Source organism: Burkholderia semiarida (assembly GCF_029268935.1).
Taxonomy (GTDB): Bacteria; Pseudomonadota; Gammaproteobacteria; order Burkholderiales; family Burkholderiaceae; genus Burkholderia; species Burkholderia semiarida.
Map to the genome: position 1 here is coordinate 542,916 of NZ_JAHLCL010000003.1, position 14,557 is coordinate 557,472.

The following is a 14,557-nucleotide window of genomic DNA, read 5'->3' on the forward strand; positions in this document are numbered from 1 at the left end:
TCCCAGCCAGAGCCGCCGCCATGTCAGAGCCCATCGACCTCTCGCAGATCGCCCCCACGCTGAAAGCAGAAATCCTCGCGGAGGCGCTGCCGTACATCCGCCGCTACCACGGCAAGACCGTGGTCATCAAATACGGCGGCAACGCGATGACGGAAGAGCGGCTCAAGCAGGGCTTCGCGCGCGACGTGATCCTGCTGAAACTGGTCGGCATCAACCCGGTGATCGTCCACGGCGGCGGTCCGCAGATCGATCACGCGCTGAAGAAGATCGGCAAGGCCGGCACCTTCATCCAGGGCATGCGCGTCACCGACGAAGAGACGATGGAAGTCGTCGAATGGGTGCTGGGCGGCGAAGTGCAGCAGGACATCGTGATGCTGATCAACCACTTCGGCGGTCACGCGGTGGGCCTCACGGGCAAGGACGGGGGCCTGATCCATGCGCGCAAGCTGCTGATGCCGGATCGCGACAACCCGGGCCAGTACATCGACATCGGCCAGGTCGGCGAAGTCGAGGCGATCAACCCGGCAGTCGTGAAGGCGCTGCAGGACGACGCGTTCATCCCGGTGATCTCGCCGATCGGCTTCGGCGAGGACGGCCTGTCGTACAACATCAACGCAGACCTCGTCGCGGGCAAGCTGGCCACGGTGCTGAACGCCGAGAAGCTGCTGATGATGACCAACATCCCCGGCGTGATGGACAAGGACGGCAACCTGCTGACCGACCTCTCCGCACGCGAGATCGACGCGCTGTTCGAGGACGGCACGATCTCGGGCGGCATGCTGCCGAAGATTTCGTCGGCGCTCGACGCCGCGAAGAGCGGCGTGAAGTCGGTACACATCGTCGACGGCCGCATCGAGCACTCGGTGCTGCTGGAAATCCTGACCGAGCAGCCGTTCGGCACGATGATCCGCTCGCATTGAGCGCGCGCCGCCCGCCTGCCAGCCCCGGCCTGCCGGCGTCGCTGCGGCGCCGGCGCATCTCCCGCAGCCGGCCGCGCGCCGGCACGCCCGTGTGGCTGTTCGATCTCGACAATACGCTGCACCACGCGTCGCACGCGATCTTTCCCGAGATCAATCGTGCGATGACGCAATACATCATCGACGCGCTGCAGGTCGAGCGCGCCGAAGCCGACCGCCTGCGCATCGGCTACACCGAGCGCTACGGCGCCGCGCTGCTCGGCCTCACGCGCCATCATCCGATCGATCCTCACGATTTCCTGCGCGTGGTCCACACGTTTTCCGACCTGCCCGCGATGGTGCGCGCCGAGCGCGGCCTTGCGCGCATCGTCGCCGCGCTGCCGGGCCGCAAGCTGATCCTGACCAACGCGCCGGAAAACTATGCGCGCGCGGTGCTGCGCGAGCTGGGCATCGAGCGGCTGTTCGAGCGCGTGATCGCGATCGAGCACATGCGCGACCGCCGCACGTGGCGCGCGAAGCCCGACCCTGCGATGCTGCGCCGGACGCTGCGCGCCGCGCATGCGCGGCTCGCCGACGCGATCCTCGTCGAGGATACGCGCGGCCACCTGAAGCGCTACAAGCGTCTGGGCATCGGTACCGTATGGATCACCGGCCACCTGCCCGGTCATCTGCCGGCAACCGGACGCCCGCATTATGTCGACCAGCGCATTCGTTCGTTAAAATCGCTGCGACTGGGCACACGATCGGGGCGACAGAAATGCAGCCGACTTACCCGCAGGACCAAGCCGTAACGGAAGGCCAGGCCACACCCTCTCGCCCGCGCCCGAAGCCGGGCGAGCGCCGCGTGATGATCCTGCAGACGCTCGCCGCGATGCTCGAGGCCCCGAAACCCGAGAAAATCACGACCGCCGCGCTCGCGGCCCGGCTCGACGTGTCCGAAGCCGCGCTGTACCGGCACTTCACCAGCAAGGCGAAGATGTACGAAGGGCTGATCGAGTTCATCGAGCAGGCGCTCTTCGGGCTCGTCAACCAGATCGTCGCGAAGGAGCCGAACGGCGTGCTGCAGGCGCGCACGATCGCGCTGACGATGCTCAATTTCGCCGCGAAGAACCCGGGCATGACGCGCGTGCTGACCGGCGAGGCGCTGGTCGGCGAGGACGAGCGGCTGACCGAGCGCGTGAACCAGTTGCTCGACCGCATCGAGGCGACGGTCAAGCAATGCCTGCGGGTTGCGCGCACCGAGGCGAATGCGCCGCACGAGGGCGCGGCGCCGTTCGTGCTGCCGGCCGACTACGATCCCGGCGCCCGCGCGAGCCTGCTCGTCAGCTACGTGATCGGCCGGTGGCATCGATTCGCGAAAGGCGGGTTTCAGAAGCCGCCGGGCGAGCAGGCGGATGCCCATCTGAGGCTGATCCTGCAATAGGCGACGACGATGCGCGCCCGATGCCCGCCCGATACGCGGCTCGATACGCGGCTCGATACGCCGCACGGAGCGAGCGCCTCGTATCGGGTGGTACCGATGTGCGTCAATCGCCCGCGTGCGCGTAGGATGCGCGGAACACGAAGGCCTCCGCGGGTACCGCGTTCGCGTCGATCACCTCGAGGTCGACACGTGCGAGTGTGCGCTGCGACGCCAGCGCATCGAGCCAGTGCGAGGCGAGCCGCGGCAGCACGTGCTGCTCGATGAAGCCGATCAGCAGGCGCGCACCGGTTTCCTGGACGAGACAGCGCTCGACGATGTAGTCGAGCACCGCTGGCGCATAGCCGAACGCCACCGCGTGCCCGTCCGCCATGCGCGTCACTACACGATCCAGATGCAGCCGCACGATTTGCGCCAGCGCCGCCTGTGCGAGCGGCCTGTACGGCACCACGGTCACGCGGCCAAGGAACGCGGCCGGGAACGTTTTCAGCAATACCGGCCCGAGCGCCGCGCACAGCGCATCCGCGCGAGGCGCGAGCGTCTCGTCGGAACACAGGCTCGCGATCAGCTCGGAGCCCGTGTTGCTCGTCAGCAGGATCGTGGTGTTGCGGAAATCGATGTAGCGCCCGTCGCCGTCCTCCATGTAGCCCTTGTCGAACACCTGGAAGAACATTTCGTGCACGTCGGGATGCGCCTTCTCGATCTCGTCGAGCAACACCACCGAGTACGGCCGGCGCCGCACCGCCTCGGTCAGGACGCCGCCCTCGCCGTAACCGACGTAGCCGGGCGGCGCGCCCTTCAGCCCGGACACCGTGTGGGCTTCCTGATACTCGCTCATGTTGATCGTGATCAGGTTCTGCTCACCGCCGTACAGCGCTTCGGCCAGCGCCAGCGCCGTCTCGGTCTTGCCCACACCGGACGGGCCGGCCAGCATGAACACGCCCAGCGGTTTTTTCGGATCCGTCAGCCCTGCGCGCGCGGTCTGCACGCGCTCGCCGATCTGCTGCAGCGCGTCCGGCTGACCGATCACGCGCGCCGCGAGCGTGTCGGGCAGCGTGCGCACCGCGGCAACCTCGTCGGTGACCATCCGGCGCACCGGAATACCGGTCCAGTCCGACACGATCGCCGCGACGATCGCCTCGTTCACTTCCGGGAAAACGAACGCGGCCTCGCCCTGCCGATCCACGAGCGCACGCTCGAGCGCCTGCAGCCGGTCGGCCGACACGCTGTCGGCGGCCTCGCGCACCGCCTCTCGCGCGCTCAACAGCGCCTGCGCGGCCTCGGCCTGCGCGCGCCAGCGTGCATCGACGTTCGCCGCCTCGCGCTCCAGCTCGGCGATGCGCGCCTGCGTGCGGGCCAGCGCGTCCGCGTCGCCCAGGCCGATGCATCGCTCCTGGTCGAGCAGGTCGCATTCGACTTGCGCCGCCTGCAGGCGCTGGCGCACGTTCTGCAGCTCGCGCGGCGGCGCGTGCTGCGACAGCGCCACGCGCGCGCAAGCGGTGTCGAGCAGGCTGATCGCCTTGTCCGGCAGTTGCCGCGACGGGATGTACCGATGCGACAGCGTGACCGCAGCGCGAATCGCCTCGTCAAGCACCACGACGCCGTGATGCCGCGAGAATGTGCGCGCGAGCCCGCGCACCATGTCGATCGCCGCCGCCTCCTCGGGCTCCGGCACCTGGAGCACCTGGAAGCGCCGCGTCAGCGCCGGATCCTTTTCGATATGGCGCTTGTACTCGGCCCAGGTCGTCGCGCCGACCGTGCGCAGCGTGCCGCGCGCGAGCGCCGGCTTCAGCAGGTTTGCCGCGTCGCCCGTGCCGGCCTGGCCGCCCGCACCGATCAGCGTATGAATCTCGTCGACGAACAGGATGACGGGTACCGCCGACTTCGTTGCCGCCTCGAGCACGCCCTTCAGGCGTGCCTCGAATTCACCTTTCATGCTCGCGCCGGCGAGCAGCGCGCCGACGTCGAGACTCAGCAGACGCACGTCGGCCAGCTTCGGCGGCACGTCGCCGTCGACGATCGCGCGCGCGAGCCCCTCGACCACGGCCGTCTTGCCGACGCCCGCCTCGCCTGTCAGCAAAGGATTGTTTTGACGCCGCCGCAACAGGACATCGATCACCGTGCGGATCTCGAGTTCGCGGCCGACGACCGGATCGATCTCGCCGGCGCGCGCGCGCGCCGTCAAATCGCTGCAGTACTGCTCGAGCGGCGAGCCGCCGGCCCCCGCGGGCGCAAGCGCGCCGGCGGCCTCGCCGGGCACCGCGCCGCCGAAGTCGGTCCCGTCATACGGCGCATCCGCTGCCTCCGGCGAGCCGTCGATCCACGCGGGCAGCATCTCGCCGAGGTTCTCGACCGGGATCTTGCCGAACGCCGGAGAGATCGACAGCAGCACCCGGCGCAGTTCGGGCGTCCTGACCAGCGCGGCGACGAGCCATGCGCCGCGGATCCGGCGGTCGCCGAAATCCAGGGATGCCAGCACCCATGCGCGCTCGACGGCGGTTTCGACGTGATGGGAGAAATCGCTGATCGAACTCGCGCCGGCCGGCAGCGCGGCCAGCGCGCGCAGCACGTCCCGATCGAGTGCTTCTGAGTCGACGTCGCAGTGCCGGATGATCCGCTGGAGGTCGCCGTCGGGCGCCTGCAGCAGTTGATGCAGCCAATGCACCAGTTCGACGTAAGGATTGCCGCGCAGCTTGCAGAAAGTCGTGGCGGATTCGACGCTTCGGAACAGCGAATGCCCGAGTTTGCCGAATAAGGCCTGCCTTGAAATTGTCATGAGATCGATCTGGAAATAAGTCGCGCCGCAAGCAAGACCAACGTGAATACAGTCACGTCATCCGTCGCCGCGGATGCTAAATCAAAACCGCCAACATTACCTCCCACATCATTCATCGATCAATCGGACAAGTATTATTTTTTCATCCGCTTTTTCACGAAAAGGACCGCGCGCCTCCATCCCCGCGCGTTCGTCCCAAATTGCCTCGCAAGGCGCCCTGGCGGCTCACATCGCCGCCGCCACGGGCGTCCCGACATCCGTCGCGACTGCCACGCCGGCCCGACTTTCGAAGTCGTTGCACGAAATACGCCCCGTACATTTAGAACAATTCCGATATACCTCGAAACCGGCGCACGATAATATTCCCGCTCGAATCGTCGATCGCACCTTCATTCTCGCTTGTACGCCGGATTTATCTCGAATTAATCCGCAACGAAGCGCCCCTTTATCTCGAATTAATGAGGCACGTGCGCCATGCCGCTGCACCGATAAAACCCTCGCTTTTTACTGATCAACCGTTATGCCGAAAATGAGCAGGAACGCGGCCCGCGAGCCCGATTGCACGACGCCCGACCATCAGCCGGCCGATCCCGCGCCGCCGCCGTTCGCGAAGCTCGTCCGGCGGGGCGGCCGCGCGCCGCGCGCGCCGGTGCAGCACGCGCTCGGCCGGGACCGCTGCGCGTATTCGGCGTCGTCCGGCGAATTCGCCGCGGTGTCGGGCGATGCGAATCCGCTCACCGACCACGTGGTCTTCCTCATCGACGCCGATGGCCGCATCCAGTTCGAAAACCACTGCGAAACACTCGCCTGCCGCGTCGGCGCCACCCTGGTGCCGCGACATCGCGCATGTGAGGTTCGGCTCGGCGAGACGGTCACGGTCGGCGTCGACGAGTTGACCATCGGCCTGCCGTCCTCCGCCATCGCGCAGGACGACGCGCCGGCGCCCGTCGACCTGATCGCGCTGGGCAATGCGCTGCCGCGCAGCGAGCCGGCCGGGTTCGTCGATCTGACGGCGCTGGCGGACGCGAAATCGAACGGCGCGCACGGCGACGCGCCGCGCACCGTGCTGGACGAGGAACCGCTCGGCGTGGTCGCACCGGTCTCGCCCGATCTCGACAACGGCGATCCGCTCGACGCGCTGCTCGCAGAATACCGGCGGGCGCTGATTCACCGCGAGCGGTCCGCCGTGCACGCGATGAAGGAAATAGAGCAGCCGCAGATCGCGGTCCCGTTGCCGCCCGACCCGTTCCTCGATACCGAGCGCTATCGGACCGGCTCGCTGCTGAGCGATCTGCTGGACGCGCGCCAGCAAATCGATCGGGTGCTCGACGGCATGAACCCGTTCCTGTCCGACGAGTTGTTCGTCGACGACGCACGCCACGACGTCCTCCACCTGCTCGCGCCTGCGCAACGGCGGCGTCCGCACTTTCCGACGGCGGCGCTGCTCGCGCGTCGCGAGCATCACCTGATCAGCGTCGATAGCCATTTCCCGATGCTGACCACCTTCACCGACACTTCAACGACCGAACAACATGACGATGAACGCCCCTGATACCGCCACGCCAGCCACCGGCCGCCCAACGGTACAGAACCTGCAGCAGACCCAGTCGCTCGACGCGCTGAAAGAGCAAACCATCGAAGCGGTGCGGCGGCGACCGTCCGATCCGGCGGAACGCTGGCTGCTTTTCCAGTTGCTGTGCGTCTACGGCGACTGGGAACGCGCGCTCAAGCAGTTGCAGACCTGGGCGACGCTCGAGCCCGAGGGCACCGCGCGCGCGCAACTGCATCGCGGGCTCATCGAAAGCGAGATGTTTCGCGCCGAGGTATTCGCCGGCACGCGCACGCCCGGCTTCGTCGATGAAGCGGCGCCCGCGTGGGTCGAGCGGTTGCTGCAGGCGAATGCGCGTCTGGGCGCCGGCGACGTGGCGGGCGCCGACGCACTGCGCGAGTTCGCGCTCGACGCGGCGCCCGCGAGCCGGGGCGAAAGCGCCGAAATGGGCGACTTCGACTGGCTGACCGACAGCGACACGCGCCTCGGTCCGATCTGCGAAATGGCCGTGGCAGGTGGTTACCGGTGGATTCCGTTCGCCCATATCAAGTCGCTCACGCTCACCCCGATCGGCACGTTGACCGATCTCGTATGGCGCCCTGCCACGCTGATCCTGCGCGACGCGACGGTTCTCCGCGGCTACGTACCGACCCGCTACCCCGGCTCCGAGCACGGCCCGGCCACCATTCGGCTCGCGCGCGAAACCCGCTGGCAGGATCTCGGCGACACGAACGTGATCGCGCTCGGCCAAAAAACCTGGACGACCAACCGCGGCGACTGGGGTCTGCTCGATATCGGCGGCTGCCGCTTCACGGACGAAGACACCGATGGCACGTCATCCTGAAGACCCGCACCGGCCCGCGTACCTGCCGTCCCTGCTTGACCGGCTGCAGGACGACGCGCCGCACGCGCGCCACGAAACCGCCCGCGCGTATGCGCCGAACGGCGAAGGCATGCGCCGGATCATTCAACGCGATCTCGCGCTGCTGCTGAACTCGACCAATCTCGATGGCGAGCTGGACGCCGCGCGCTATCCGCAGGCCGCCGCGTCCGTCGTCAACTATGGCGTGCCGCCGTTGTCGGGAAGCTACCTGAGCGACCGCAACTGGGAAACGATCGAGACGCTCGTCAAGACCGCGATCGTCCGCTTCGAGCCGCGCCTGCTCGCGGATTCGATCGCGATTCGCCCCATCGCGGGGCGCGAAGCCGCCAGCTACAACAAGCTCGCGTTCGAGATTCGCGGGCTGATGCAATGGTCGCCGTACCCCCTCGAATTCCTGATCCAGAGCACCTTCGACATCGAATCGAACAAGGTGACGCTCGATCCTGGCGCTCGCATCGAACATTGATATGGATCCCAGATTTCTCGACCACTACAACCGCGAACTGACTTACATGCGCGAGCTGTCCGCGGAGTTCGCCGCGCAGCATCCGAAGATCGCCCGCCGCCTCGGCATGCACGGCATCGAGACAGCCGATCCTTACGTGGAGCGGATGATCGAGGCGTTCTGCTTCATGTCGGCCCGTACGCAGCTCAAGCTCGACGCGGAATTCCCGCGCTTCACGCAGCGCCTGCTCGAAGTCGTGTATCCGAACTACGTTGCGCCGACGCCGTCCATGGCCGTGGCGAAGCTGCGCCCGAGCCTGCGCGAAGGCAACTTCAGCAAGGGTTTCACGGTGCCGCGCCACAGCGTATTGCGCTCGTCGATCCCGCCGGGCGAGCGGACCGCGTGCGAGTTCCGCAGCGGCCATGAAATCACGCTTTGGCCGATCGAGATCGTCGACGCGAAGCTGACGGCCGTCCCGCCGGACCTTCCGGACCTGCAGCGCACACTGATGCCGCACATGCGGCTGCGCGGCGCGCTCCGGTTGCGGCTGCGCACGGTGGGCGAGATCAAGTTCTCGCAAATCACCGGGCTCGACAGGCTGTCGCTCTATATCGGCGGCGACGAACGGATCGCGTCGCATCTGTTCGAACTGATCCATGCCGGCGGCATCGCATCGGTCGTGCGCGCACACGGCGCCACCCGCGACGATTGCACGGTCGTCGCCAAGCATCCGGTCGATTTCGAAGGCCTTCGCCCCGACCAGAGCCTGTTGCCGCAAATGTGGAATACGTTCCACGGGCACAACCTGCTGCACGAGTACTTCACCTGCCGGCAACGCTTCTATTTCTTCGTGCTGACGCAGTTGCAGGCCGGCTTGTCCAGGATCGACGGCCAGGAAGCGGAAGTCGTGCTGCTGCTCGACCGACTGCCCGACGAACTGACGACACACGTCGATGCGTCGAGCTTTCAGTTGTTCTGCACGCCGATCGTCAACCTGTTTCCGCGGCGTACCGACCGGATCGAGATCAACCGCGCGCTGACCGCGTTCCACCTGATTCCGGACCGCAGCCGCCCGCTCGATTACGAAGTCTTCTCGGTGTCGCGCGTATTCGGCCAGAAAGCCGAAACGTCGACCGAGGTGACGTTCAATCCGCTGTACCAGACGCTACACAGCGACATCGGCAATTACGGGCGCTACTTTTCGATTCTGCGGGAGCCGCGCGCGATGTCGGCCAACGCGCGCAAATACGGCACCCGCAGCGAGTACGTCGGCACCGAAGTATTCGTGTCGCTCGTCGATCAGGCCGAAGCACCCTACGACGACGCGATCCGCTATCTGTCCGTCGACGCGTGGCTGACCAATCGCGACCTGCCGCGCCTGATTCCGCGCAACGGATTCAGCGACCTCACGATGCAGGACTCGGTGCCGATCGAGGGCGTGAGTCTCGTGCATCCGCCGAGCACGCCGCGCGAACCCTATGCGACGGGCGAGACGGCATGGCGGCTGATCCGCCAGTTGAGCTTCAACTACATGCCGCTCGCGGAGCTCGACCATCGCGACGGCGGCCAGGCGCTGCGCAACATGCTGCGGCTGTTCGTCGGGACGAGCGAGCACGAACAGCGCACGCAGATCGAGAGCCTCGTCGGGGCGCGCACCGAGCCGGTCGTCCGGCGCCTTCCGGATCACGGGCTGCTCGTCTACGGGCGTGGCGTGCGCTGCGAACTGACGGTCGACGAGACCGGCTTTTCCGGAGTGAGCCCCTATCTGTTCGGCCTCGTGCTCGAGCAATACCTGGCCCGACACGTATCGATCAATGTCTTCACCGAGACGGAGCTGCGCTCGATGCAGCGCGGCCTCGTGACACGCTGGAAACCGCGCATGGGCGGGCGGGGGGCCGTGTAAGCGATGGACGCATTCGACTCGGTGCCGGTCAACGACGGCTCGCCGCTGCATCCCGATTCACTGCGCGCGTGGTTCGACGAGCACACGCCGTGGCAGGCCGGCTTCCTCAGCCTGCTGCGCGCGATCAGCGCGCGCGACACCGTCCAGCCGCTGCCCGGCACGGCGCGTTTGCCGCGGCAGGAACCCTTCCGCGTCGGCCAGCAACCGTCGATGGCGTTCGCGCCGCGCGAAATCGCGGCGCTCGGCGTGCAGGGCGGACGGCTCGACGTCCGGCTCTTCGGGCTTGGACTGTGGGGTCCGCAGGGCCCGCTGCCGCTCCACATGACGGAACTGGCGTACAGCCGTGCGGAGAGCCATCAGGACAAGACGCTCATTGCATTCGCCAACCTGTTCCATCATCGGGCGCTCACGCTGTTCTACCGGGCGTGGGCGTCGGCACAGGCGACCGTCTCGCTCGACCGGCCGTCGCAGGAAACCTTCTCGTTCTATATCGGCAGCCTGATGGGCACCGATCCGGACGAAGCCGCGCGTACGCACCCGCCGCCGCATGCGCGCTATGCGGCCTCGGCGCACCTGGTACGCGAGGCGCGCAATCCGGACGGCCTGGCGGCAACGCTGTCCCATTACTTCGGCGTACCGGTGGCCGTCGACGAGTTCGTGCCGCACTGGATTCAGATCACCGGCCCCGAGCGCTGCCTGCTCGGCGCGCCCGCACCGTCGACGATCATGGGCGAGGGTGCGCTGCTGGGCGACATGATCCCCGACTGCCAGCACAAGTTCCGTCTCGTGATCGGGCCGCTCGATCTCGACCAGTACCTGCGTCTCACGCCGCATGGCGACGATCTCCCGACGCTGGTCGACTGGGTCCGCGCGTTCGTCGGTCTCGAATACGACTGGGAAATCAAGCTGCTGGTCAAGCCGCGTGCCGCGCCGCCGGCGCGCGCCGACAGCTCGCACCGGCTCGGCTATTCGACCTGGCTCGGCCAATCGCTGGACGACAAACCGGTGGTCGGCATGGTGTTCGAGCCCGAGAAATACTGCGATCAACTGGAGAATCCGGCATGAATGCTCCCGCACACGACCCGCTCGCGCGCTACATCGACCTGCTCGAACCCGTATCGGCCGACGATCCATGCGGCCCCGATCTCGAATACGACCCGGCCTTCGTGATGCTGCAAGCGGCCGTCGCACCACGCACGGATGCGCAATACGGCGATTTCGTCGATGCGCCGCAGCAGGCGAACTGGGCCGAAGCCGAGCGCGACTGCCGCGCGCTGCTGCTACGCACGAAGGACCTGCGGCTGCTCACGATCCTGACCCGCTGCCGGATCCGCCAAAGCGGCGCCGAAGGGCTGCGCGACGGCATCGCGGTACTGCTGCAGATGCTCGAGCGCTACGGCGAGGCGTTGCATCCGATGCCGGTGCTCGACGGCGAGCGCGATCCGATCGTCTACTCGAACGCGATCGCCGCGCTCGCCGACGCCGACGCGGCACTGGCTGACGCCCGCGACATCCGGCTGCCGAAAACCGCCGGTCTGCAACTGCAGTTGCGCGACATCGAGAAGGCGTTCGCGGTCCCGCGCGCGAAGGACGCGCTCGCGCCGGAATCGGCGAGCCGGCTGCTCGGTGAACTGTGGAACCGGCGCGACGCCGCGATCGTCGCACTGGCGGATGCGCAACGCGCCGTCGCCGAGATCGTCGCGCTGACACGCGACACGTTGCAGGCCGATGCGCCCGATCTCGACGGTATCGTGAAACTGCTGCAGCCGTTCGCGCGGACGGCCCTCGACGCGGGCCGCGCACCGGTTGCCGCCGGTCCGTCCGATGCGCCGGTGGAGCCGGCTTCGGCACCGGAGGCGACGGCGAGCCCGCCGACCGAAGCGGCGCCGCACGAAGCCGGCGCCGCGGCCCGGACCACGCAAGACGCGCGGCCGATGGATCGCTGGAGCGCGCTCGCGACGATTCAGGAAACGCGCCTGTGGTTCGAGCAAAACGAGCCGAGCAGCCCCGTCGTCGTGCTGCTCCGGCAATCCGAACGCATGGTCGGCAAGCGCTTCTCGGAGCTGGCGAACGTGATCCCTGCCGAGCTTCTCGCGCAATGGGACGCCGTCGACATCTGAGCGCCTCGCCCTCTCATCGTCTTCAGCGCATTCAAATGATGAAAAAAGCCCGATTTATCCTTGCTGCCGCGTGCCTGCTGTCCGCGTCGCCGGCCGTGCTGGCGGCGTGTCGGCCCGTTACTCAAGCGGAGTCGGAGCGGTGGACCGAAACACGGCCCATGCCGAACCAGATATTGACGACGTTCAATATCAGCTTTCCGGCCGGGGTCGTCGACGTCGACCCCGATCTGCCGATCGGCAGCCCGCTCGTCAGCGGTGAGTCCGCTCCGACGCCCGAGATGATTTTCATCGCCTGCGATCCGCCGACCGGCACGATCAATGTGGAGTTCATCACGCCTCCCAAGCTTTCGTCGCTCGGCGGCAAGATTTACGATACCAACGTGCCAGGAGTCGGGTTTCGGCTCAACTACGTTCGCGCCAGCGGCAGCACCAGCGTCGTGCCTTACACGAACAACTGGAAGGAAAATCCGTCCACCCCGGGCACGCAGCCGGTCAACTACGGCAACGGCGCAAAATACAGGATCGATCTGGTCAAGACCAGCAACGACATCCCGAGCTTTTCGACGACGAGCTTCGGCCATGTCGCCCGAACCTATGGCGACGGCAATCCCGGTGTGGCCGTCACCAACATCTACTCCGGCAACGTGTCGCTCCGGGTGTTGCCGAGCTGCCGCGTCGACAGCAGCACGCTGAACATCGACTTCGGGCAGTTCGGCCCCTATGACGTTTCGCAGACAACCGGCCCGACGCGCCCCGTGAACTTCCGGGTGCTCTGCTCGGGCCCGACGCCCCCGGCGTCGATCACCGCCACGCTCAGCGCGCCTCGGGACTCGGACAACCCCGCGCTGATCCAGAATACCGGCGCCCAGCACCTCGCGATCCGTCTGCGCGACAAAACGACCGGCACCCTGCTCAAGCCCGGCGACGCGAGCAGCATGCTCGTTCAGAAGCCGGGCGGCGCGATGGAGTCAGGTTTCGATCTCGAAGCCACCGTGCTGCGCGTCGGCAACCAGCCGCCCACCACGGGCAAGATCGACGCGACTTCGGTCATCACGCTGAACATTCTCTAACTTTTCCAACGGGATTCACGAAACCCGACTCATCGACCATGGAACGCACCATTTTCGTCCAGATCGCCAGCTATCGCGATCCGCAGTTGATCCCGACGCTGCTCGACCTGATCGAGCGCGCCACCCGACCCGACCAGCTCCGCGTCGTCGTGTGCTGGCAGCACGCACTGGACGAGACCATCGGCGCCTTCTTCGCGCACGGCTTCTCGCGTTGGCATGCGTGCCACGATGGCGCGTTCCCGACTCATACGCTCTCCTATCGAGACGCCACCGTCGAGCTGATCGACGTGCCCCATCGGCAATCCCAGGGCGCGTGCTGGGCACGCAATCTGATCCAGCAACAGTACCGCGACGAACGCTACACGTTGCAGCTCGACTCTCACCACTACTTCGTCGACGCGTGGGACGATCAGGCCATCGCGATGCTCGAGTCGCTGCGCCCGCGCAGCGCGAAGCCGCTCCTTACCACCTACCTGCCCGGCTTCCAGCCCGGCGCGCAGCGCGACACGCTCGCGCATACGCCGACCGGCCTGTATTTCCAGCGCTTCATGCCGGAAGGCGTGCTGTCGCTTCGTTCCGGCTGGCTCGATAACTGGCAAGCGTTGGAGGCGCCTGTCCCGGGCGCGTTCTACAGCGCTCACTTCGCTTTTGCGGACGGGCATTTCGCCGTCGATGTGCGGCATGATCCGAACTACTTCTTTCTGGGCGAGGAAATCTCGATCGCCGCTCGTGCGTTCACGCACGGCTACGATATCTACATCCCGCATCGCGTGTTGGCGTGGCACGAATACACGCGCGCCAGCCGAGTCAAGATATGGGACGACCACACGCCCGAGGCGCAAGCCAGCGGCCTCGTCGCGGAGAACTGGCATGTCCGCAACGACCGTTCCCTGGAGCGAAACCGGGCGCTGCTCGGCGTGGATGGCGCGTCGTCCGACGGCATCGATTTCGGGCCGTACGGCCTCGGGGTCGAGCGCACGCTCGCACAATACGAAGCCTACGCAGGCATCAGCTTCGCGCACCGCGGCGTGCGCCGGGAAACGCTCGATGGCTTACCGCCGAATTCCGATACGCCGGTTTGCACATCCGATGAGGAATACAAGGCCACGCTGCTGCGCGCCCACGACTTCCGCGTCTGGGCGCATCGGGCCCGGTTCACGGATATCCTGCCGCAGCTCGATCATTTCCGCATGAACGCCCATGCGCAGGACGGGACGGTGATTCACCGCGGCGAAATGCTCGATGCCGGCAAGTTTCACAAGCACATCAAGCGTGAATGGTTCGACATGCATCTGTACTTCGCCACCGGATTCGAACAAGTCCCCGACCACTACACGATCGAATTATTCGACCGCGACGGCACCCTGCTGCGCGCACTCCAGCGCTCGATCTGATCCGCTGCGGCGTGAAGCATGGCCGCAATACCGGCCGGTGCAGGGAAAACGCCGTCTGCTTCACCGAAATGAAACGGGGG

At 66.7% G+C, this 14,557-nt stretch carries 12 protein-coding genes; 11 read left to right on the plus strand and 1 reads right to left on the minus strand.

Annotated elements, in window-relative coordinates; all coding sequences use genetic code 11:
• Nucleotides 1–20 precede the first annotated feature (20 nt).
• The 3 genes from argB to slmA are packed head-to-tail and all read left to right on the plus strand — an operon-like array spanning nt 21 to nt 2,340.
• Nucleotides 21–920 carry an acetylglutamate kinase gene (gene argB, locus KPB06_RS06295; RefSeq protein WP_006490510.1) on the plus strand — a complete coding sequence of 300 codons (900 nt, stop codon included), beginning with the start codon at nt 21–23 and terminating at the stop codon, nt 918–920.
• Nucleotides 917–1,708: a pyrimidine 5'-nucleotidase gene (locus KPB06_RS06300; protein ID WP_059584005.1), complete on the plus strand. Its 792-nt coding sequence runs from the start codon at nt 917–919 to the stop codon at nt 1,706–1,708. The genes argB and KPB06_RS06300 overlap by 4 nt, the downstream gene beginning before the upstream one ends.
• The gene (gene slmA / locus KPB06_RS06305; RefSeq protein ID WP_059584006.1) at nt 1,675–2,340 is read left to right on the plus strand and encodes a nucleoid occlusion factor SlmA; all 666 of its coding nucleotides are present in this window, start codon (nt 1,675–1,677) and stop codon (nt 2,338–2,340) included. The genes KPB06_RS06300 and slmA overlap by 34 nt, the downstream gene beginning before the upstream one ends.
• A 103-nt stretch (nt 2,341–2,443) precedes the next feature.
• On the opposite strand, the gene tssH is transcribed toward slmA, so the two are convergent.
• The gene (gene tssH, locus KPB06_RS06310) at nt 2,444–5,113 is read right to left on the minus strand and encodes a type VI secretion system ATPase TssH (protein WP_059584008.1); all 2,670 of its coding nucleotides are present in this window, start codon (nt 5,111–5,113) and stop codon (nt 2,444–2,446) included.
• Between the two features lie 520 nt (nt 5,114–5,633).
• On the opposite strand from tssH, the gene KPB06_RS06315 reads away from it, so the two are divergent.
• The 8 genes from KPB06_RS06315 to KPB06_RS06350 are packed head-to-tail and all read left to right on the plus strand — an operon-like array spanning nt 5,634 to nt 14,477.
• A complete protein-coding gene (locus tag KPB06_RS06315) occupies nt 5,634–6,665 on the plus strand; it encodes a TagK domain-containing protein (RefSeq protein ID WP_081066427.1) in 1,032 nt (343 codons plus the stop codon).
• Entirely contained in the window at nt 6,652–7,506 is an 855-nt protein-coding gene (locus tag KPB06_RS06320; RefSeq protein ID WP_373453011.1) for a type VI secretion system accessory protein TagJ, read from the plus strand. Before KPB06_RS06315 ends, KPB06_RS06320 begins: the two co-directional genes overlap by 14 nt.
• Nucleotides 7,490–8,011: a type VI secretion system baseplate subunit TssE gene (tssE, locus tag KPB06_RS06325; RefSeq protein WP_059584011.1), complete on the plus strand. Its 522-nt coding sequence runs from the start codon at nt 7,490–7,492 to the stop codon at nt 8,009–8,011. The genes KPB06_RS06320 and tssE overlap by 17 nt, the downstream gene beginning before the upstream one ends.
• 1 nt (nt 8,012) lies before the next feature.
• Nucleotides 8,013–9,893, plus strand: coding sequence for a type VI secretion system baseplate subunit TssF (gene tssF, locus KPB06_RS06330; RefSeq protein ID WP_059584013.1), 1,881 nt, complete (start codon nt 8,013–8,015; stop codon nt 9,891–9,893).
• 3 nt (nt 9,894–9,896) lie between these two features.
• Nucleotides 9,897–10,958, plus strand: a complete 1,062-nt coding sequence (tssG, locus tag KPB06_RS06335; RefSeq protein ID WP_059584015.1) for a type VI secretion system baseplate subunit TssG — start codon at nt 9,897–9,899, stop codon at nt 10,956–10,958.
• Nucleotides 10,955–12,013 (plus strand): type VI secretion system protein TssA, encoded by a 1,059-nt coding sequence (locus KPB06_RS06340; RefSeq protein ID WP_059584017.1) that lies wholly within the window; start codon nt 10,955–10,957, stop codon nt 12,011–12,013. Before tssG ends, KPB06_RS06340 begins: the two co-directional genes overlap by 4 nt.
• Before the next feature lie 35 nt (nt 12,014–12,048).
• Nucleotides 12,049–13,083: a fimbrial protein gene (locus KPB06_RS06345; protein WP_059584019.1), complete on the plus strand. Its 1,035-nt coding sequence runs from the start codon at nt 12,049–12,051 to the stop codon at nt 13,081–13,083.
• Nucleotides 13,084–13,121: 38 nt separating this feature from the next.
• A complete protein-coding gene (locus KPB06_RS06350) occupies nt 13,122–14,477 on the plus strand; it encodes a GlcNAc-transferase family protein (protein WP_059584020.1) in 1,356 nt (451 codons plus the stop codon).
• The last annotated feature ends 80 nt before the right edge of the window (nt 14,478–14,557 follow it).

Coding starts and splice junctions, on each gene's coding strand:
- KPB06_RS06345 (WP_059584019.1), top strand. CDS start 12,049: ATGATGAAAAAAGCCCGATTTATCCTTGCTGCCGCGTGCCTGCTGTCC.
- argB (WP_006490510.1), top strand. CDS start 21: ATGTCAGAGCCCATCGACCTCTCGCAGATCGCCCCCACGCTGAAAGCA.
- slmA (WP_059584006.1), top strand. CDS start 1,675: ATGCAGCCGACTTACCCGCAGGACCAAGCCGTAACGGAAGGCCAGGCC.
- tssG (WP_059584015.1), top strand. CDS start 9,897: ATGGACGCATTCGACTCGGTGCCGGTCAACGACGGCTCGCCGCTGCAT.
- KPB06_RS06315 (WP_081066427.1), top strand. CDS start 5,634: ATGCCGAAAATGAGCAGGAACGCGGCCCGCGAGCCCGATTGCACGACG.
- KPB06_RS06320 (WP_373453011.1), top strand. CDS start 6,652: ATGAACGCCCCTGATACCGCCACGCCAGCCACCGGCCGCCCAACGGTA.
- KPB06_RS06350 (WP_059584020.1), top strand. CDS start 13,122: ATGGAACGCACCATTTTCGTCCAGATCGCCAGCTATCGCGATCCGCAG.
- tssF (WP_059584013.1), top strand. CDS start 8,013: ATGGATCCCAGATTTCTCGACCACTACAACCGCGAACTGACTTACATG.
- KPB06_RS06340 (WP_059584017.1), top strand. CDS start 10,955: ATGAATGCTCCCGCACACGACCCGCTCGCGCGCTACATCGACCTGCTC.
- tssH (WP_059584008.1), bottom strand. CDS start 5,113: ATGACAATTTCAAGGCAGGCCTTATTCGGCAAACTCGGGCATTCGCTG.
- tssE (WP_059584011.1), top strand. CDS start 7,490: ATGGCACGTCATCCTGAAGACCCGCACCGGCCCGCGTACCTGCCGTCC.